Source organism: Hymenobacter taeanensis (assembly GCF_013137895.1).
Lineage (GTDB): Bacteria > Bacteroidota > Bacteroidia > Cytophagales > Hymenobacteraceae > Hymenobacter > Hymenobacter taeanensis.
Genome location: NZ_CP053538.1, coordinates 650,472 through 669,899, shown reverse-complemented (window position 1 = coordinate 669,899; position 19,428 = coordinate 650,472). Strand labels below are relative to the sequence as shown.

At 55.6% G+C, this 19,428-nt stretch carries 13 protein-coding genes; 5 read left to right on the top strand and 8 right to left on the bottom strand.

The window, feature by feature from the left end:
• Positions 1-29 precede the first annotated feature (29 nt).
• A complete protein-coding gene (locus HMJ29_RS02820; protein ID WP_171590063.1) occupies positions 30-2,255 on the top strand; it encodes a protein-disulfide reductase DsbD family protein in 2,226 nt (741 codons plus the stop codon).
• A 607-nt stretch (positions 2,256-2,862) separates the two neighbouring features.
• Positions 2,863-3,327 (top strand): AsnC family transcriptional regulator, encoded by a 465-nt coding sequence (locus HMJ29_RS02815; RefSeq protein ID WP_171590062.1) that lies wholly within the window; start codon positions 2,863-2,865, stop codon positions 3,325-3,327.
• Between the two features lie 77 nt (positions 3,328-3,404).
• Here HMJ29_RS02815 and HMJ29_RS02810 read toward each other — a convergent pair whose 3' ends face one another.
• Positions 3,405-3,713, bottom strand: coding sequence for a hypothetical protein (locus tag HMJ29_RS02810; RefSeq protein ID WP_171590061.1), 309 nt, complete (start codon positions 3,711-3,713; stop codon positions 3,405-3,407).
• Positions 3,714-3,862: 149 nt separating this feature from the next.
• Between HMJ29_RS02810 and HMJ29_RS02805 the strand changes: the two genes are divergently transcribed.
• Entirely contained in the window at positions 3,863-4,825 is a 963-nt protein-coding gene (locus HMJ29_RS02805; RefSeq protein ID WP_171590060.1) for an energy transducer TonB, read from the top strand.
• A 90-nt stretch (positions 4,826-4,915) separates the two neighbouring features.
• Here HMJ29_RS02805 and trxA read toward each other — a convergent pair whose 3' ends face one another.
• The 3 genes from trxA to dnaE form a co-directional block, all read right to left on the bottom strand.
• Positions 4,916-5,245, bottom strand: coding sequence for a thioredoxin (gene trxA / locus HMJ29_RS02800; RefSeq protein ID WP_135431734.1), 330 nt, complete (start codon positions 5,243-5,245; stop codon positions 4,916-4,918).
• Positions 5,246-5,371: 126 nt separating this feature from the next.
• Complete coding sequence (locus tag HMJ29_RS02795; RefSeq protein ID WP_171590059.1) at positions 5,372-5,842, bottom strand: hypothetical protein; 471 nt, start codon at positions 5,840-5,842, stop codon at positions 5,372-5,374.
• Between the two features lie 56 nt (positions 5,843-5,898).
• Positions 5,899-9,582 carry a DNA polymerase III subunit alpha gene (gene dnaE / locus HMJ29_RS02790; RefSeq protein WP_171590058.1) on the bottom strand — a complete coding sequence of 1,228 codons (3,684 nt, stop codon included), beginning with the start codon at positions 9,580-9,582 and terminating at the stop codon, positions 5,899-5,901.
• Between the two features lie 210 nt (positions 9,583-9,792).
• Between dnaE and HMJ29_RS02785 the strand changes: the two genes are divergently transcribed.
• The gene (locus tag HMJ29_RS02785; RefSeq protein ID WP_171590057.1) at positions 9,793-10,899 is read left to right on the top strand and encodes a DUF4249 domain-containing protein; all 1,107 of its coding nucleotides are present in this window, start codon (positions 9,793-9,795) and stop codon (positions 10,897-10,899) included.
• A 165-nt stretch (positions 10,900-11,064) separates the two neighbouring features.
• Positions 11,065-12,141 carry a DUF4249 domain-containing protein gene (locus HMJ29_RS02780; protein ID WP_244678733.1) on the top strand — a complete coding sequence of 359 codons (1,077 nt, stop codon included), beginning with the start codon at positions 11,065-11,067 and terminating at the stop codon, positions 12,139-12,141.
• Between the two features lie 283 nt (positions 12,142-12,424).
• Here HMJ29_RS02780 and HMJ29_RS02775 read toward each other — a convergent pair whose 3' ends face one another.
• The 4 genes from HMJ29_RS02775 to HMJ29_RS02760 all read right to left on the bottom strand — a co-directional run bounded on the left by HMJ29_RS02775 (position 12,425) and on the right by HMJ29_RS02760 (position 19,408).
• A complete protein-coding gene (locus HMJ29_RS02775) occupies positions 12,425-13,132 on the bottom strand; it encodes a LysM peptidoglycan-binding domain-containing protein (protein WP_171590055.1) in 708 nt (235 codons plus the stop codon).
• Positions 13,133-13,256: 124 nt separating this feature from the next.
• On the bottom strand, positions 13,257-15,413 hold the full coding sequence (locus HMJ29_RS02770) for a LysM peptidoglycan-binding domain-containing protein (RefSeq protein ID WP_171590054.1): 2,157 nt from the start codon (positions 15,411-15,413) through the stop codon (positions 13,257-13,259).
• Positions 15,414-15,683: 270 nt separating this feature from the next.
• Entirely contained in the window at positions 15,684-18,638 is a 2,955-nt protein-coding gene (locus HMJ29_RS20590) for a TonB-dependent receptor (RefSeq protein WP_171590053.1), read from the bottom strand.
• Positions 18,639-18,763: 125 nt separating this feature from the next.
• A complete protein-coding gene (locus HMJ29_RS02760; protein ID WP_171590052.1) occupies positions 18,764-19,408 on the bottom strand; it encodes an O-methyltransferase in 645 nt (214 codons plus the stop codon).
• Positions 19,409-19,428 lie beyond the last annotated feature (20 nt).

Genomic DNA, 19,428 nt, shown 5'->3' with positions numbered 1-19,428 from the left:
CTACCTTACTCGTCCTTCTTCTTTTTTGCATGCAACTCTTGAAAATATTTCGGCTGACCGTGGTGCTGGTGCTGCTTAGCGCCTACAGTACCCTTGCTCAGGTTACCACGCCTACCAAGCTAAGCACCACAGTAAGTAAAACAGACCTGAAAGTGGGCGATGAGGTAGAGCTCATCGTGAACGCCCGCATTCAGGACACTTGGCACCTCTACGCCACCAACTTCGACCCTGATCTGGGGCCTACCGTTTTTACCTTTAGCTTCACCAAAAGCCCGGCTTACGAACTGGTAGGGACCCCTAAGTCGGTGGGAGCGCAGAAGCATTATGACGATGTGTTCAAGGGCGACGTCACGTACTTTGAAAAAACCGGGGTTATTAAACAGCGGATTCGGGTGCTACAGCCCGGCTCCCTTACCATTAAGGCAGAGGCGGAGTACCAGAGCTGCACCGATGTAGATGGGCGCTGCATTCCCGGCAACGACCCGCTTTCGTTTGGCCCCCTGGAAGTAACCGGCGTAGCCATAGCGCCCTCCGCCACGCCGGCCAGCCCCAGCCAGGGCGCGCAGGGTACCACCACGCCGGCTCCTGCTACCACTGCTGCTTCAGCTACTACTGCCCCCCAACCCGCTACTGCAGCAACCCTTTCTGATACCGCAGCCCAAGCCGGCACTACGCCAGCCGTAACGGCAGATGCCGCCGTAGTAGCACCAGATGCCACTCCGCAGGGCGCGGTGGCCAGTACGGTTCTGCAAGACACTAAGCCCGCCGGAACTGGCCTAAGCCTCTGGAAGTACTTGCTGCTGGCCTTTGGTGCCGGTTTGGTGGCTGTGCTAATGCCCTGCGTGTACCCCATGCTACCCATGACGGTATCGTACTTCACCAATAACAGCCGCAGCCGCAGCGAGGCCATTACCAAGGCCCTGGTTTACGGCCTGTCTATTGTGAGTATTTACACCGGAGTGGGCGTAGTGCTTAGCCTGCTGTTTGGGGCCGATGCGGCTAACCTTATCAGCTCCCACTGGCTCCCCAACCTACTCTCGTTCGTTATCTTTATCATCTTCGGCATGTCATTCCTAGGCCTGTTCGAGATTAACGCCCCCAGCAGCCTGGTAAATAAAGTAGACGCGCAAGCAGACAAAGGAGGCTGGTCGGGGCTGTTTTTTATGGCCGCTACGCTGGTGCTCGTGTCCTTCTCCTGCACGGTGCCCATCGTAGGCTCGGTGGCTATTGCCGCCGCTACTGGAGAGCTGCTGCGCCCCACGCTGGGCATGCTGGCCTTTTCTACTGCCTTCGCGCTGCCGTTCTTTCTGTTTGCCCTTTTTCCTACCTGGCTTAAGTCAATGCCCCGTTCGGGAGGCTGGCTGAATACTTTGAAAGTGGTGCTGGGTTTCGTAGAGCTGGGCATGGCCTTCAAGTTCTTGAGCTCCGCCGATTTATCGTACCACTGGGGCCTGCTGCCGCGCCCGATATTCCTGGCCATCTGGATTGTGCTGGCTGGCCTGCTAGGCCTGTACCTGCTCGGCAAATTCCGGTTGTCTCATGACAGCGAAACCACCCATGTAAGTGTACCGCGCCTGCTAATGTCGGCGGTGGCTTTCTCGTTTATGCTCTACATGGTGCCGGGCCTGTTTGGTGCTCCGCTCAACGGGCTCTCAGCACTAGTGCCACCCGCCACCCGCCAAGACTATGCGTGGCTAAGCGCTAACGCGGCCCCTGTAACGGCTACAGCAGGGGCAATGGAGCTATGTAGCACGCCTCGCTTCGCCGAGACGCTGGAACTACCTCATAACCTCTCAGGGTACTTCACGCTGCAAGAGGCGCTGGCCTGCGCCCGCCAGCAAGGCAAGCCCGTGTTTGTAGACTTCACGGGGCATAACTGCGGCAACTGCCGCGTAATGGAAGCCACCGTCTGGAGCGATCCGCGCGTGCTGAAGCGCCTGCAAAACGACTTTGTGCTGGTGGCTCTCTACGCTGATGATAAGACCGAGCTGCCGCCCAGCCAATGGTACACTTCTCCGCGTGACCAGCGCGTAAAGAAGACCATAGGTGAGCAAAACCTCGACTTCCAGATCACGCGCTTCAACATGAATGCCCAGCCGTATTACGCACTGCTTGACCCCAGTAGCACGCTGGAGAAACCCATCACATTAGCCCCGTCGGTGGCCTATGAGTCGGATGTCACCAAGTTTGTTGCGTTTCTGGATGCTGGCGTAGCGCGCTACAAGCAGCAAGCCCAGGCCGTAGCTCAGCAGTAGGCCACTTGCTGATGGGGTTACGCGGCTGAGCATGTTGGACAAAACCCAACTCAGAAGCTAAGCACTCAAAGCCCGCTTGTAAAAGCCAAATCCCGCTAGGCCACCAACAGGCCTAGCGGGATTTTTTATGTGCTTGCGGGCATAAGGCCATAAAAATGGCGTTCTTTGCACCCGATTTAAAAAAGGAGGGTGCGTTAGAAAAACAACCGCCCCAGAAAATACAAAAAAACAAAAGGCGGCACCCACCCAGATGCCGCCTCTCAAAATAGGAACGCACCCACCCAGATACGTCCCGTTTTCCCTCCTCACGTTTATCCACCCAAAGAAGAAAAAGCTGTAGAAGAAGGATTCGAACCTCCACGGAGTAGTTAGCCGGCCGCCGGACCAGTTTTTCCCGAATCTCCACCCTCGAGAGAGGAGGGCATGTCTGCCAGTTTCATCACTCTACATTGTATGAAATTGCTCCGCTGCCGTCTGCGTTGGATTATGACAAATGTAGGCTCTTCATGATTATTATAAAATAATTTCAGACATTTGGATTAAAATTTACATAGTTTTTAATAATGAATCTTCTGGATTGAAATATATTCAATCAACTTACTGAAAAATGGCCCGCAATTACGAACTTGACGACACCGACCGCAACATTTTAGCCTTGCTTATTGAAGATGCTAAGATGCCTTACACAGAAATTGCCCGTAAGGTGCACGTATCCGGTGGTACAGTGCATGTGCGTATGGCTCGTTTAGAAGAGCTAGGCATTGTACAGGGAGCAACGCTGAAAATTGATTACCAGAAGCTTGGGTATGGTGTTCGGGCTTTTTTGGGTATTTATTTATTAAAAAGCTCCGTGTATAATAGCGTAGTAGATCAACTGCGCCAAATTCCAGAAGTGGTTAGCATTGACTTCACTACCGGAGCCTATGGCATATTTGCCCGCTTAATTTGCCGCGATACTAATCACCTGCGCGATGTGCTACACGGCCAGATTCAGCTGATTGAAGGCATTGAACGCACAGAAACATTGATATCTCTGGAGGAGGCATTTAACCGGCCAATTCAATTACTGTAGCAGATCAGTTTACGCAAAAAAGCCCTGGCATTAGTTGTCAGGGCTTTTTTGCGTGTAGGCCAGTAAGAAGCTACAAGTTATTTCTTAACCGCAGAATGGGTAGTAGTGGTTTTATTGACTTTGTACCGCATATCGCGCGTGCCATCGGCCTTCTTGGGCCCCGTTACGGTGGTAGTCTTGGCCACTTTGTTCTGTGCGTATCTTCTGTCAGGAGTACCGTCAGCTTTAGTAGGGCCCGTGGTTGACTTTACGGTAGAGGTATGCGCACTCGTGCGGGCCGCCGTAGATGTAGTAACCGTGCTGCTAGTGCGGGAGGGTGCTGTTTGAGCCTGCAGCGTTAAGCTGGATAAAGCTAAAAAGTACAGACAAACAAAGAAACTTTTCATAGAAGGGCAGGGAAAAGAGTGGGTGATAATTGTCTGAGATACAGGAAATATAGTATTTTTCATGATTTAAACAAATTGTGCTTGGGCCAGACAGCAGGAGTAGGTATATTTCGTCGGAACCCCTACGTAATTGGTCTAAGCTAATAAGTATGAAAGGCCTTGTCAGTGCTTTACTCGTGTTGGTCAGTTTTCCGTTCTGGGCGTCGGCTCAGAGTTTGCCGGCCATCTATCTGAATGATCATGACGAGGTTACAGTACCGGATAGCGCTACCCATTACAGGGTTGTAGACCGCAAAAGTGAGCTGTTGGGCACTTATACTATGCAGGAATATGCCCTCAACGGTACGTTGCTGTTACGAGGAGTGCTGTCTTCCATTGACCCACCCGTTCGCAACGGCTTGTTCACGTGGTATCACCCCTCAGGTACCAAGGCCGGGCAAGTACATTACCGCGACGACGAAGCTAATGGCTTGTACGTGGGCTGGTATGAGGATGGCCGGGTAAGCCAGCGCGGAGAGTATAACGACGGCCAGCGCGTAGGCCGCTGGATTAGCGTGCACCGCAACGGCCAGAAACGCTCTGAGGGGCGCTACCACACCGGCCGGCTGGTTGGGGAGTGGCATTACTACTACAACACGGGCCAGCTTAGCGCTATTGCCCTGCCAGACCGCCAAGGCAAGCCCCTGGCTCTGGCCTTTTTCAACCAGGATGGCTCGCCTTACATGGGGAAAGTGCAGGTGCGGCAGCTACCCCAATTTCCTGGCGGACAAGAAGCCCTGCTGAACTACGTTGCTCGCAATACCACGTACCCAAAAAACTCGCGCCGGAAGGGTATTACGGGTACGGTGTATGTGAGCTATACCGTGGGCGAGGATGGCCGCGTAGGCCAGGTACGAGTGGTGCGGGGCCTCTCACCCGATGCCGACCAGGAGGCTTGCCGGGTAGTAGCAAGCTTGCCTGCTTTCGAGCCCGGCCGCGAGTATAACCTCCCAACGGCCATGACCTTTACCATGCCCATAAACTTTGCTCCCAGCTTTGCGCTGCTCAAAGGCGTGCGCCCCGTACAGGTGCCCCCCACGGAGGCCCGTGCCACCAACCCCGACGACGAATAAAGGGTACTGGCCTACGGCCTATAGAAAACGCCCCGCCGTTCTCACGTAGAGAAGGCGGGGCGTTTTCTATAGGCCGTAGGCAGGGCTTACTTACGCAGTAACCTGAGCATCGAGCTTTTGAGCCAGCACGTGCTTCGGAACGGCACCTACTTGCTTATCTACAATCTGCCCGTTTTTGAAAACAAGCAGGGTGGGGATGCTACGGATACCAAATTTGGCTGAAGTCTGAGGGTTAGCGTCTACGTCAACTTTGCCAATAACGGCTTTGCCTTCGTATTCACCAGCCAGTTCTTCTACTACCGGCCCTACCATGCGGCACGGACCGCACCACTCGGCCCAGAAATCCACGAGCACGGGTTTGTCGGAGTTGATGATCTGGTCGAAGTTAGCATCGGTAATTTCGATGGCTTTATGTCCCATAATAGTAGGGGGTTTGTTGAAATGTGTGTGCTGTTTACGGTCAACAGGACCGCAAGGTAGCAGATTGCGTTTCAACAAGCAGCGAGCCGGAAAGTTCATTCGGCCATAGTGGCAGTTTTAATGAACTTAATTCTGCCTGTTTTTTCTGTATTTCCTGTCTTGCCTTATTCCCAGCCACACCGTCACAACTGCGCCTGCTAAGGCTATGTAGCCCGCGAGTGTTTCTTTGCCCCGATATTCCTCCTGATTCAAAACGATTTGGTTTCGCTTCGTAATCTGATAGGTATTCAGGTTAGGCACATCCTGATCAGACGAGTGCCTATACCAGATCTTAAGTGTGTCGCCTACCTGAATTGAATTCAGCAGGAACCTGTACTCCTGACCCGGATAATAAACTGCCAGAAGCTGAGACAAGCCCGAGAGCTTAACGAAGAATAGCGTTGAAGAAACCCGTAGGCCATTAGCTGCTCTGGATTGGTGAGGCATTACTCCACGTTTTTCTACTACCCCTTCCCCTATATCTAATCCAGATAAATCAGCAGAAGAATTAGAAAAGGCTAGAAAAGACCCGAACAGGAGAACAGTAGTAAACCACATGCACCCCAGGATATGGCCAACTCTGCTGGTCTGTCTCGAAAAGCGCATCCTGCTTGTTAAATCAGCTGGCAGGCGTCAATTTCCATTTCGCGCATCTTCCGAATAAACTCTTTCGGCTCAATGCGGTACCGGCGCGAGTAGGTGTCTACGGCCAGATGCTCATGGGGCTCCGCAAACTTAATTTCCAGCTTCTTAGAGCCTGCGCAGCCTTCCACGGCTTCCATAAAGCGGTCCATGAACGGCTCCGTGATGGTGCGCAGGTCTAGTTGCACCCGCACCCCGTTGGCCAGCTTTTCAGCCACGTTAAACAGGGGCTCCATAGTCAGAATCTTAAACTCAAACTGGTCTGAGTCGCGGAAGCGCTGGGCGTATTTGCCCCGGATGAACATGGGCGGCACCTGCTCCTTATCGTAGTTACGCGGGTTAATCAGGGCCGAGAACTTGGAGTAGTCGTCGCGGAAGAGGGCCAGGTTCAGGCTTGATTCGTAGTCTTCAATGTTAAAGCTCACGAATGGCTGACCCGTTTTGGTGGTCTTGAACAGCACGTTTGAAATCAAGCCGGCCACCGTTACGTCGCGGTTCTTGTAGTTCTCCACCTTATCTAGGCCACAGGTGCAGTACGAGTCAATTTCCAGCTTGAAGTCATCGAGCGGGTGGCCTGACAGGTAGAAGCCAACTACCTCTTTCTCGCGGCGCAACTTCTCGGTGGGGCTCCAGGGCTCCATGTCCACAATCTTGGGCATGGGGATGGCCATCATATCACCGCCGCCGCCAAAGAGGCTCTGCTGCGCCGACTCTTTGGCGGCCTGGTGCTGCTGGCCTACGCGCATGGCCTTCTCAATAACGTTCTGGTCATTGGAGGGCGCCTCAATGTACTGGCGACGGTGGTAGCGCTCAAACGAGTCGAAGGCACCGGCCTGGGCCAGGCTCTCGAAGGTCTTTTTGTTCACGGCGCGTAAGTTCACGCGGCGTGAGAAGTCGAAAATATCGGAATAGGGGCCGTTTTTATCGCGTTCCTGCACAATCTCCTCCACGGCCGCTTCACCGGCGCCCTTCACGGCCGCCATCCCGAAACGAATCTGACCCTGGCTGTTCACATTGAACTTCAGGATGGATTCATTCACGTCGGGGCCTAGTACGGCCACGCCTTGCTTGCGGGCTTCCTCAATAAAGAACGTCACCTTCTTGATGTCGCCCATGTTGTTGGTGAGCACGGCGGCCATGTACTCGGCGGGGTAGTGGGCCTTGAGGTAGCCGGTCTGGTAGGCCACTACCGAGTAGGCGGCGGAGTGGGAGCGGTTGAAGCCGTAGGCCGCAAACTTCTCCATCACGTCGAACACCTCGTTGGCCTTCTTGGGCTTGATGCCGTGCAGCTTCTCGGCGCCTTCGCAGAATTTCTCCCGCTCCAGGGCCATCTTCTTCATGTCCTTCTTACCCATAGCCCGGCGCAGCAGGTCGGCGCCACCGAGGGAGTAGCCGGCCAGAATCTGGGCCGTCTGCATGATCTGCTCCTGGTACACCATAATGCCCTGGGAGTAGTTCAGGATGGGCTCCAGCAGCTCATGTGGGTATTCTACCGGCTCCTTGCCGTGCTTGCGGTTAATGAAGTTCGGGATGAACTGCATCGGGCCCGGGCGGTACAGGGCGTTCATGGCAATCAGGTCCTCAATGTTGGTGGGCTTGAGGTCCTTGAGGTACATGCGCATGCCCTCCGATTCAAACTGGAACGTACCAATCGTGTCTCCGCGCTGGTAGAGCTCGTAGGTTTTCTGGTCGTCAATCGGAATAGCGTCAATATCGATTTTGACGCCGTGGTTCTTCTCAATGAGGTTTATGGCGTCCACGATAATCGTGAGCGTTTTCAACCCCAGGAAGTCCATCTTCAGCATCCCCGCCGACTCAATTACTTTGCCGTCGAACTGCGTAACGAGCAGGTCCGAGTCCTTGGACGTGGAAACGGGGATGTACTTGGTAATATCGTCGGGAGCGATAATAACACCGGCCGCGTGGATACCCGTGTTGCGCACCGAGCCTTCCAGCTTCTCGGCGAGGCGCAGGATCTGGCCGCGCAGGTTGTCGGGTGCATCATCGCGCCGGATCATGTCCAGCTCCTGATTCTCCGCGAAGGCTTTCTGCAGCGTAGTACCTACCTGATCGGGCACCATCTTCACCAGGTCGTTGGCTACCGGCAGGGGCAAGTCCATGGCCCGCGACACGTCCTTGATGCTGGACTTGGCGGCCATGGTACCAAAGGTAATAATCTGGGCTACCTGGGTCTTGCCGTACTTATCTACTACGTAGTCAATTACCCGCTGACGGTTCACGTCGTCGAAGTCAATATCAATATCGGGCATGGACACCCGCTCCGGATTCAGGAAGCGCTCAAACAGCAGCGAGTACTTAATCGGGTCAATGTTGGTGATACCAATGCAGTAGGCCACTGCCGAGCCCGCCGCCGAGCCCCGGCCCGGGCCTACGGCCACGCCAATGTTGCGGCCGTGGTTAATAAAGTCCTGGGTGATGAGGAAGTACCCCGCGAAGCCCATGGTTTCAATCACGCGCAACTCGTAGTCGAGGCGCTCCTCAATCTCGGGCGTCCGCTCCGAGTACCGGGCTTTAGGCCCCTCGAAGGCGCCTTTGAAGGTAAGGTGACGCAGGAAGGCGTCGGCGGTGGGGTGCTCGGGAGGGAGGGGAAAGTTGGGAAGTAGAATATCACGCTGCAGCTTGGGCGGCGTGATCTTATCTACAATCTCGTTGGTGTTGTCCACGCTTTCTGGCACATCGGCGAACAGCGCGTTCATCTCCTCCTGGGTCTTGAAGTAGAACTGGTCGTTGGCAAAGCCGAAGCGGGCCCGCGGCTTGGGGCTTTGCGCTTCCTCATCAATGCGCTGCAGCTGCCGCCGGATGCTGGCATCCTGACCCGACAGGGGACGCAGGTTATCGAGGTGGTCGTAGAGTACCTTGTTGTCCTGGGAAATCAGGCGGAAATACTGCGTCTGGAAGTCACCAACCGGGATGCTGTGCTCTTCCCCGGTGTTCACGCAGAGCAGAATATCATGGGGGGCGAAGTCGGTCTGGTCAACGTAGTGCGAGTCGTTGGTGCAGATAACCTTCACGTTGTATTTCTTGGCCAGGCCTAGCAGCACCTGGTTTACGTCTTCCTGGCTCTTGCCCGTGCCATCAAAGTTCATCAGCCCGTGGCGCTGAATCTCGATGTAGTAGTCGTCCTCAAACACATCCAGCCACCACTTCAGCAACTCTTCGGCTTTGGCCTCGCTCTCAAACAGAATAGCCTGCGGAATCTCAGCACCAATGCAGCAGGAGGTAGCAATCAGTCCTTCATGATACTTGAGTAGTATCTCCTTATCGATGCGGGGGAATTTGGAGTACACCCCTTCGATAAAGCTCATGGAGCAAAGCTTGGCCAAGTTGTGGTAGCCGGCCTGGTCTTTGGCCAGCAGAAGCTGGTGGTAGCGCTTGTCCCGCTCGCCCTTCTCGCGGCTGAAGGCCTTTTTGTGCCGGTCTTCCACCATATAGAACTCGCACCCTACAATGGGCTTCACGTTATATTTGTTGGCTTCCGCTACAAAGTTGAACGCCCCGAACATATTACCGTGGTCGGTGAGAGCAACGGCAGGCATCCCATCGGCCTGGGCCTTTTTCATGAGGGCGCCGATGCTGGCCTGGCCATCAAGAAGGGAATATTGCGTGTGAGAGTGAAGATGTGAGAAGACGGGCATGGGCAACGGGCTTCGGGCCGTTAGGGCAAGAAGCGGAAAGTAAAGTTACCGCTGGAGAAGGGGAAAGGAAAGTTGTAAAAGCACTCCTTTTTACGTAATCAGATTAAGGCGCTTGTAGCAGCGCTAGGCCTGTTTTGACGAATAGCTGATAAAGCTGAGTTACTACGTATATTTAGCATTCTATATAGGGGGTTGCGTTAGCTTACTGATATGAACATATGGTTACGCGTGTATGCAATTATGCTGGCGTTGCTGGTGGGAAGTTGCATTGAGCCGTTTGAGCCGAAAGTAGCGGATGCCCCGAGTAGCTACCTGGTAGTAGACGGTGCTATCAGTACGCAGGGGGTGAGCACCATTCGCTTGTCGCGCACGCTAGGCCTAGGCCAGGGTGGCAAAGCACCGGTAGAAGGCAAAGCCCGAGTGTATATTGAGGAAGCAAGTGGGCGTCAGTACCCGCTTACTGAAGGCCCCGTAGGCACTTATAGCTCGGCTGCTCTATCCTTGACAGCAGAGACAGGCGTACGACTGCACTTTACTACATCCAGCGGGCGGGAGTATGTCTCTGACTATACGCCTGCCAAGTACACCCCACCCATTGACTCAGTTTCCTGGAAAATCGGTGACCAAGGGCTGCAGATTTATGTGAATGCGCATGACGAAACCAATGCCACGCGCTACTTCCGCTGGAGCTACGAAGAGACGTGGGAATTTCGGTCTCGGTATGCCTCTTATCTGGAATACAAAAACAAGAAGTTAGTTGACCGCCAAGAAGATATTAATCACTGTTGGGGGCAGGAAGCCCCCTCAACTATTACGCTGGGCAACACTGTAAGGCTGAGCCGCAACGTGGTATCGGAACAGCCCATTACGCTACTACCAGAGAGGTCTACTAAGCTGATAACTAAATACAGCATACTAGTCAGGCAGTATGCTCTCTCCCTAGAGGAATACACCTATTGGGAGGCCTTGCGCAAGAATACAGAAAGCATTGGTACCTTGTTCGACCCGTTGCCTACTCAGCTCACAGGTAACGTGCACAACCTCACCGATGCTTCCGAAGAAGTTCTAGGGTTTGTGGGCGCTCAGTCGGTAGTCGAGCAACGTATCTTTATTGATCGAAGCGACTTACCGCCCAGCTGGCCCCGCGTTACGGGTTACGAAAGCTGCCCGTTGGATACAGCAACTAGTGAAGATCTTTTCGCGGACGGGAAATACACTCCTATTGCTATGGACAAAGCGGGAATATATTACTCAACTACTGAGTGCATAGACTGCCGCAAGCGTGGCGTAAATGTGCGCCCAAGCTTTTGGAAGTAAGAGCCGCCTTGGCAGTTCTTATCTATTACTATCTCCACCGTAAGCATTGCTTGCTATCAGTACCTCAAGTTAATTATGAGACCTAGTTTATTTTTGCGCAACTGCCTTTGTGTAGGGGCCGGATTATTTTTACTAACAAGCTGCATTGAGCCCTTCGAGCCAAAAGTGGCGGATGCTGTCAGTAGCTATCTGGTGGTTGATGGGAGCATTAACTCCAGTGGAACAACCACCATTCTGCTCAAACGAACTACCAGTATTGGGCAAACGGGGCCGGCACCAGTAGAAGGCAAAGCCAAGGTGTTTATAGAGCAGGAGGGAGGCCAGCGTTACCCGCTAACGGAAAGTCCTGCGGGTACTTATACCTCCGCTGCACTTTCGCTGGCGGGCAGTAAGCCGGTACGCCTGCGTTTTACCCTGGCAAACGGGCGGGAGTATGCCTCTGACTTTACACTAGCAAAAACCACCCCCGCTATTGACTCTATCACCTGGCGGCCAGGTAGCGACGGACTGCAAATATGGGTGAATGCCCACGATGATACGCAGCAGTCGCGTTACTACCGTTGGAGCTACGACGAAACCTGGGAATTCACCTCCGCTTTCCGGTCTACCTTAGAGTACAGGAATGGGGGCTTGTTTGATAGAAAAGAGGATATCTATAACTGCTGGGCGAGGGAAGCTCCATCGGCAATTATAATAGGCACTAGTGTAAAGCTGGCGCAGGACGTAATCTCACAGCAGCGGCTTGCGCTCTTACCCCGCAATACCGTGAAGCTGCGCCAGAAATACAGTATTCTGGTAAAGCAATACTCCCTCACGCCTGATGAATATGCCTATTGGGAGACGCTGCGCAAGAACACCGAGAATATTGGCACCCTCTTCGACCCATTGCCTTCTCAACTCACCGGAAACGTGCACAACGTTACGGATGCGAGTGAAGATGTTATTGGGTACGTGGGAGCGCAATCGGTGAGGGAGAAGCGCCTCTTTATCACGCGCGACGAATTGCCCAGCGACTGGCCCCGGGTTACGGGCTACGAGTATTGTAAGCCCGATACTATTCCGCAGCCGAAAGACCCCATGCCTCCTACAGAGCGAGAAATTTTTAGTTTTTTCTCCTCGGGCTTCCCCGTTCCCATAGCACAGCTTCCTCCTTACTTAGGTGGCGGCTACTTATACTCAACCGCTGACTGCCTTGACTGCCGTAAGCGCGGCACCAACGTGCGGCCCAGCTACTGGCAGTAAGAAGGCTAGGCCACTTTAGCCAGGAAACCTAGTTGCGTGGTACCCTACTTTCTGATATAGTACACTAAACTTGTAGCTACTAAGCAACGTGGGCTTGTATGCGCGTGGTGCAGTAGGCCCCAGCTTGGGCCTTATTCAGAAGAACAATCTTTTATGGGGCATAGCGCACGTAGGAGAAGAGCACAGGCTACACAAGCTTTATTAGGGCTTATAATAACAAACGCCACTCCAAAGAGTGGCGTTTGTCATGCGGTATACTGCAGTTTTTCCGTGGTATAGGCAGTTACTTGGTAGCGGCTTCCAGCAGCAATACCTCCCCAATCCGGACGCCGGTATTGGACTTGCCATTCCACTGCTGCAGCTGCGTGGTGGATACTCCGTAGTGCTTAGCAATGCTGAAAAGAGTTTCGCCCTTCTGTACCGTATGCTGGTTATGCGCCTCCTGGGCTGGTTTCGGGGCGGCATCTTTGGGTGCTGTTGGCATCAAGCCCATGGTAGGAGCGGCCGGGCTGGCAGTTGCTGCTACGGGGGGCGCCGGCGCGGGAGCAGGCAGTGGGCTTCCTACAAAGCCGGTGGCCTTAAGACGCGTGGCGGCGGCTTGCAGCGCCGGGTTTTTGGCCGCCCGGGCATCAAAGCCTCGGAACTGAGGACTCCGCAGCAGGGTGCGCAGCTCAACTTGCCAGGGCTGCTGACGCAAGCGCTTGGCCAGAGCCTGCTGCTGCGCCGGCGAAAGGCTGGTGGTATAGTGGCTCAGGCGCTGGTTAAGCGCCGGAATATCCTGCAGAGCCGTCTCGATCAGCTGAGTTGCCTGGGCATCGTTAGGCTCGAAATAGATACCACGCAATTGACGCACACTAGTTTGCACCAGCCCCGACATTACCCGCACAGAATCTTCGGAAAGAGGGGGTAAGGCCGGAGCCTTTTGCGCGTGTGCGGTGAGGGAGCCAAGCAACAGGCCGGCAAAAAGTTGCGCGCTAAAAAGGAAACGCATTCGTACAGTGAGTAGAGTAAGGAAATAGGATGGAGTTGGAGGGTGGAAGGGTGAGGCCAAACAACGCGTAGGCCTCTCGCCCAGGCCAGTATGTAGGTGGCCTGGGCGAGAAGACGCCGTCATCTTATGGCTTGCTGGTGAACTTCACTACCAGTACCTCACCAATTTTGACGCCGGTATCAGGCTTGTTATTCCATTCCTGCAATTGAGCCGGCGTAACGGCGTAGCGCCGCGAAATGCTATACAGGGTTTCGCCTTGCTGTACTGTATGGCGAATACCCTCAGTGGCCGCCGGCGTAGCAGTCGTTTGGGCCGGCGCAGAACCTGCAGCAGGGGTTGTTGCTGGTTCTGCGGCCACGGGAGCAGTGAGCCGCAGTACCTGCCCAATACGCAGAGAGGGGTTTTGCGGTAAATTGTTCCAGGCTACAATATCAGCAGGGCGCAGGGCAAAGCGGCGCGCTACGGAGTACAGGTTTTCCTTTGGCTCCACCGTATGCAGGCCACTTGCGGGCACTGGCTGCACAACCGTTGGGGCAACGGGTACCACCGGCTGGGTAGGCACCGCAATTGGTGCATTTACCACCGAAGGAGAGGCCGCAGGCATTGCTACTGGTGCCGGAGTTGCTGCCGGCTCCGATTCAGTTGCTTCTTCAAGAGGCTCATCGGCAATGGGAGCAGAGGCGGGCAGGGGCTTTCTGGGGGCTGGGGCTGATGAAGCAGAGGCAGCGGCTGTGGATGTGCTGTTACTATTCTGCGGAGTGTCGGAAGCCACTTTAGTCGGGGCCGGTGGCAGATCATTCAGATTCTCGGTGTGCTCGTCGGTGGCGCTGTCTGGCTGCACTACGGAGGTGCCGGGCGCCGGGGAGGGTGCCGGAGCAGTCTTGGTTGCCGGAGCACGACTGGTAGTGGGCCAGCCTACAGCGGTACCTTGTTCCTGGGTGGGACTGGGCTTTTCTGCTTTTGCCGAAGCAGGAGCGTCAGCGGAAACAGGGCGCTCAAATGCGGCCAGGGCCGGCGCATTGTTGCCGTCGGCGTACTCAATGGGCACACTTTTGGGGCGGGTGTGCTGAAGCCACAGCACGCGGCCTGCCCGCAGCTCCTCATTGCGGGCCATCCGGTTCTTGCTCCAAATGGCTTTTGCCCTGATGCCGTACTTCTGCGAGACGGTAGCTACGCTTTCGCCCGGCCTTGCCACGTGGTACTCCACGGCCGCCTTGTCGCGCTTTTTCTGCACGAAGTAGGGCTGGCCCGCTACAATGTTATCGAAGGCAAACAGGTCATTGTATTGCAGGAACTTGCGCATCTTCAGCTTACCACGCTGGGCCAGGCTCTCCTTGGTGTCGCCGGGCAGGGCAATTAGGGCCCGAAGTCCGTTTACGCGCACAAAATCGGCGTTTTCAGGGTCGGGCTGGGGCTTGTTGAGCAGCTGGCCACTGGCCGCATTTTTCTGCTGAGCCGCCAGGGCAGTAAGCTGCAGCGGGTCAGTAATGGGCACCAGCATGGAGTACACGCGGTCGGTGGGTACCGTGGGGGCCAGCAGCCAGCGGTTGTATTTCGCCAACTCAGTGGGGTCCTGCTGCATGGCCTGGGCCATTACAGCAAGAGGCTGGCCCGCCGGGGCCGGAAACTCCTGCAGCATCAGAGGCGGCTTTGTATTCAGGCCAATGGCCGGCTCAAACGCTACCTTGTGCGCCAGAAACGTAAGAATGTAAGGGTTCGTCTGCTCCGATATTTCTACGTTGGTGGCATCGTAGTCGGTGGGTAGGGTATAGGGCTTGGTACCCGTGAGGCCCAGGTTATAGCTCAGCAGCGAGTTAATCCAGTTGTGGAAGGTTTTGTTGTTGCGCAGCAGGTATTGCGCCGCCGCCTTAGAAGAGGCCGTAATGTGCTTGCGCTCATCCACGGCATCGGTCATGACCAAGCCAAAGTCTGCGGCCGACTCCCGCTTAAACTGCCAGTAGCCCACCGCATCATGAATGCTCTGGGCATCACCCTGTAGGCCACTTTCCTGCAGGGCCAAGAAGTGGAAATCAAGCGGCAAGCCCTCCTGCTGAAATACCCGGTCGATGAGCGGAAAATAGGCGTCGGCCAGCGTCACGCGCGACTGAAACGAGGCCTGATGCCGACGCAGGGCATCTACTTTTTGCTGAACGGCGGTGCGGCCGGCGGGGGTAAAGCGCAGGTGCAGGCCGGCTACATCTAGGGTATTCGGAACGGTAACCGACTGCGCAGTGGCCAGCCAAGGCAGCAGGCCGCACAGGAAGAATACAAGTCGTTTCATGGAAAGCAAGCAACATGCAGGGTGGCCTATAGTGGCCAGGAAAGCCCTGCTGTTTACAAAGAAGGGGAAAAATTTAAGCGAACCGGTGCCCGCCGGCCGCAAGTACAAAAGAAAGGTAGAATACTACTTTCCTTTTACCTGCGCACCAAACAAAAACTGCTGCAAGAGCAAGTAAACGGCTAGGCCACTCCCAGCGAAGCCGCCAGCCCCTAAAAGCAGTAATGCCACCAGCAACAAAGCCAGTGGCATTAAATATATGCAGGAAGTGGCCTACATACCCCCGCCGGGGCGGCCACCGGGAGGGCCAAAGCCACCACGGCGCGGGCCATCGGGCCGCTCATCGTCAATGGGAAGGGCATTGTTGCCGGCACCCCCAAAGTTGCGGATGTTGTACGTAAACATCAGCATGAAATAGCGCTGCAGGATGTTGGTTCGGGTGGTTTCGAGGTAGGCTGAGGTGGGGTTCACACTGAGGCTGTTGTTCTGCTTGAGCAGGTCAAAGCCATACAGCTTGATTTCACCCTGCTGGCTGGCAAACACCTTTTTGCCGATGGAAGCATTCCAGAGCACGAAGTTCTGGTTGAAGCCGCCGGCCAGGCCAGTATACAACTGGTGGCTGACATCAGACTGCACGGTTATGCCCTTGGTAATGATCCAGCTCAGGCGCAGGGCCGTGTTCTGCCGGGTGTAGGCGCGGTCAACCTGGTTGGGCAGGCTATTGCGCACATAGGAGCGGTTGGTGTTCGAGGAAACAGTGAAATCTAGCTGGGGGCTGATATTGCTGCTTAGTACCACCCCGAGTCCAGCGCTGGGAGTACGGCTGTAGTTCAGCTCATTAAATACAAGGCCCGGCGTTTGGGAATAGGTAGCGTTGGCATTCAGGTTCAGGTTTGACTTAATAAAGGCCAGCGGCAGGCTGTAGTTCATGAAGGAGCGCAGACTGTACTGCTGATCCAGGTTAACGGGGCGCGTGAGCTGCCCACCAGCCGGAATCACAATGCCATCTACCACAACCGGGCCGCCCGCCGCGTAAATGGTGCTGTTGGTGATGTAGTTGTTGGTGTAGGAGCCCCCAATCAAGGCGAAAAATGACCGCGACTTTTCGGGCACCGCCGAGGAGTACCGGATGAACAGGTTGTGCTGGTTCTCCTGGCGCAGGTTGGGGTTGCCGGTAGTGAGCTGCAGCGGGTTGGCATTGTTCACCACTTCCTGCAGCTGGCTAATGTTCGGTGAGTTGGTGCGCATCTGGTAGTTCAGGCGCAGGTTTTGCTGCCGCGAAAAGTTATAGCGCACCATAGCGTTGGGCAGCAAGTTCAGGAAGTTGCGCTCCGTGAGAGCTGCCCGCGGATACTCCTGGTCGCTGCGCAACTGGGCGTACTGCACGGTGGCACCCACATTCCACTGCAGCTGCTGATTCTGGAAGCGGTAGGTGAGCCCGCCCGCATTGGTGAGGTAGCGGCTCTGAAACACGCTGCTCAGCGTATCGTTGAGAATAGTGTACGACTGCTCGCCGGGCGAGAAGTTGTAGGTCTTCTTATCAGAATCATTAGGCGTGTACGAAATGCGGTACTCAGCCTGCAGCTGGCTGTACTGGCCTAGCGGCTCGGTATAGTTCAGGTTGCCATTCCAGGCCCAGCCCTGCTGCGTCAGCTCCGAAAACTGGTTGAGGAGCGCCGTTTGGGTAGTTCCCGTCGTGTCAACCGACGAGGTGCTGGAAAGCAGGTTGTTGTCGCCGGTTTTAGAGTTGTAGGTAGTGTTGAGACCTACCGAAAGGGTGCGGCGGCGCGTCAGGAACCGGTGGCGGTATAGCAGCTGGTTGCCTGCCGTAATGCCCGTGAGGGCCGAGCGGTAGTCGCTGAGGTTGCTGCCCAGGCCTTGTTGCTGCTCCCCAGAGTTTACATCATACGTGCGCCCATTGAGGTTGCTGTTGCCGGTGTTGCGCTGCACCGAGAGGCTGGGCCGCCACAGAATGGAATTCAGAGAATCAAACTTGTGGTCGAGGCGCAGATTGAAGCGGTTGTTGATGTTGCGGCTCGTAGTAAGGGAGGTTTCATTGTAGCGCAGGTCGCGGGTAGAGCCTGCCGGCGCTATGTAGTTGCGCAGTAAATCGGTGAGGGAGGTGTTGTCGCTGAGGTTGAAGAAGTAGCTGCCCTGCACATCGGTTTTGGTGCCCCAGGTGTCAGAGTAGTTCAGGCCGATGGCGTGCGTTTTGGAAATGCCGCCCTGCTGGTTCACCAAAAAGTCGCCGGCGTTGTTGCCGCCCTGATTGCCTCCACCGCCTCGGCCGCCGCCGCCTACGCGGCCTCCGCCCTGACCGCGCTGGCCGCCCCCGCCGCCCTGGCGCGATGAGCCTACCACCCCCAGCAGATCTTCGGTGCCAAAGTTCTGCTCATTCACGTTGTTGCTCTGCGCTACCACCGAGAGGCGCTGCTTGCCCCTAAAAGAGTTGAGGTTGCCACTCACGCGGTAGCGGTCGTCCTGGGGGCCGTAGCCGGCCAGCACGCGGCCAAACTGCCCGTTCCGGAATTGAGGCTTGGTAACGATGTTAATGGTTTTCTGCTGGTTGCCATCGTCAAAGCCCGTAAACTGGGCTTGATCGGAAGCGCGGTCATACACCTGAATTTTATCGATTACTTCGGCCGGAATGTTCTTGAGCACCGCATCGGGGTCGTTGCCGAAAAACTCTTTGCCATCTACCAGCACCCGTTGCACCTGCTCGCCCTGGGCCTGCACCTTGCCCGAAGTGGGGTCAACGGTTACGCCGGGCATTTTGGTAATGAGGTCCTGGGCGTTGGCGTCGGGGTTAGTTTTGTAGGAGCCCGCATTAAATTGCGAAGTGTCGCCCTTTTGTACTGCCGCAGCCGCCTGCCCTACTACTTCCACTCCTTTTAGGGTAACGCCACCGGTAGCCAGCGGCAGCGCTCCCAGCGCTAGTGGCTGGCCCGCCAGCGTAAGCTCGCGGCGCAGGGTTTGGTAACCAAGGAAGGAAATGCTCAGCTCATAGCGGCCGTTGGGTAGGCCAGTTACGGTGAAGTTGCCGTCGGCGTCGGCAGCGGCACCACTCTTTACTGAGTCAGCGGAGAGGCCGCGCACCAGCACGTTGGCCCCAATCAGGGGCGACTGGTCAGCGCCGTCCACCACGCGCCCACTCACCGAGGACTGGGCTTGGGCTGCTCCCAGGCTCGCCCACACTAGGGCAAAAAACAATAGAAAACGTTTAGGCATACATCAGGCATAATGAATCACTGACGCAATAGACGCAAAACAAAGCCCGACGTTTAGTTGGAGTCAGAAAATACCCTGATTTATAGATATACTATTTCTAATATTTGGCTCGCACGGCATGTGGCCTAGCGCTTCCGAACCAGCAGCAATCCGTCGCGGAGGGGCAGAAACACATTTTCCACCCGGTCATCAGCCTGTACCTTGTCATTAAAGGCCCGCACGGCGTGGGTATCTTTATCAGAGGGCTTAGGCGAGTAGGAGGGAAGTACCTTGTCGCCCCACAGTACGTTGTCAATCAGCAGGAACCCACCGGGGCGCACCTGGGGCAGCACCAGCTCGTAGTAGGTGTCGTTATTGATTTTGTCGGCGTCGATGAACACCAGATCCCAGGTTTCGGCCAGGCCACCCAGTACGTGGCGGGCATCACCAATGTGTACTTGAATTCGGGCTTCGTGCCCCGCCTCCTGCACGTAGCGCCTAATGCGGCTTTCCAGCTCAGGGTTCTGCTCAACGGTATGCAGTAGGCCATCATCGGTTAGCCCCTCAGCCAGGCACAGCGCTGAGTAACCGGTAAACGTGCCCAACTCCAGAACTCGCCGGGGCCGCACCATGTGGCTCAGCATGCTCAGCAGCCGGCCCTGGGCGTGGCCCGAGAGCATCCGGGCGTGCAAGAGCTGCACGTGGGTTTCGCGGTTGAGGCGCGCCAGTAGCGCGCTCTCAGGCGTGGTGTGCTGGTCGGCGTAGTGCTGCGCTTCGTCGGTGAGGTACATAAATGAAGAGAAATAGGCGC